The organism is Weissella confusa (assembly GCF_004766315.1).
Taxonomy (GTDB): domain Bacteria; phylum Bacillota; class Bacilli; order Lactobacillales; family Lactobacillaceae; genus Weissella; species Weissella confusa_A.
On record NZ_PVSN01000089.1, the window covers coordinates 1 to 1,187 of the forward strand.

Here is a 1,187-nt window from a genome sequence, read left to right on the forward strand (position 1 = left end):
TAATACAGTATCCAATTGTTAATTGCATCAATCAACTCTTTTGCTGATGAATAATTGTTCAATGGGCCGATTTCGACTTTCAACTTATTAAAGAAACTTTCCATAACCGCATTGTCTAGAGCGGTCGCACGACGCGACATGCTTTGGATGATGCGGTTTTGCTTTAGTTTCTTACGCCATGCTCTGTGACGATATTGCCAGCCTTGATCAGTGTGAATGGTTGTTCGATGAGTAAGTTTTGGCAGTTGCTCTACGAGCTGATTAAGCGGTTGTAAGGTGAACGCAAGAGTCGGACGGGTACTAATTGAATGTGTAAGAATCTCGTTATTGTACATATCAAGAATTGGTTCTAAATATACTTTTTCTCCAGTGGCTGGAATTTTAAATTCCGTAACGTCTCTAGATAGTTTTTGCAGTGGTCGATCAGTCTTGAAACGACGGTGAATCTTATTCTTCACGCGCTTTCCTTCAGGACCTTTAGATGAATCATACTTACGTGATCGCTTGTTATATCCAACGCCTTTTAATCCCATCTCATGCATCAGCCGTTGAACTTTCTTGTGATTTACCTCTGCGAACTCAGGCTGCTTTCGCAACTCTAAATAAACTCGACGCACACCATAGTGATTATCAGCTTCCCAAATTGTCCTGATGGCCACTCTAAGTGGCTCATCGGAATCGTCCTTTTGAAACTTTCGTTTCCAGTAATGCACTGTACTTTCTGCGATTGGAAGAACCTTTAGTATATCTACTAGTTTAAATTGTGCCTCGAGTCGGCAAGCTACTTCTGCGAGTTGTCGGTTCGTTGCTGAATCGAGGCTAATAATATTAACGCTTCATTTTCAATCTTTAGTCGAAGAACTTCATCTTCGAGTTGAGAAAGTCGATTTTCTTGCTCTGTTAATTTTTTAACTGACTTAGGCTTCTTGTTTGGCATCTCAGGTTTTCGTCCTTTTTGAATAGACAATAACCCATTTGGGCCTAGTTTGGAATAAATTTCTTTCCATGCACGCATTTGTGCAGTGCCGGTATAACCGAACTTAACCGCTATTTCAGTATATGAAGCGTTATTTTTGATTGCCCAAGAAGCCAATGCAATTCTAAATTCCGTAGTAACTTTTGGCGGATTGAACAACACATCTGGCCCATGTGTTTCGTAGGCTGCAATGAGGAGGTCGAATGCCTTT

2 protein-coding genes are annotated in these 1,187 nt (G+C 40.8%); both read right to left on the reverse strand.

Annotated elements, in window-relative coordinates:
• Positions 1–827, reverse strand: an 827-nt coding sequence (locus C6P11_RS10800) for an IS3 family transposase (RefSeq protein WP_167849576.1), incomplete at its 3' end; no start/stop codon positions are given.
• Positions 782–1,187 (reverse strand): transposase (locus tag C6P11_RS11050; RefSeq protein ID WP_167849575.1); only part of this gene is annotated, 406 nt, incomplete at its 5' end. The genes C6P11_RS11050 and C6P11_RS10800, both read right to left, overlap by 46 nt.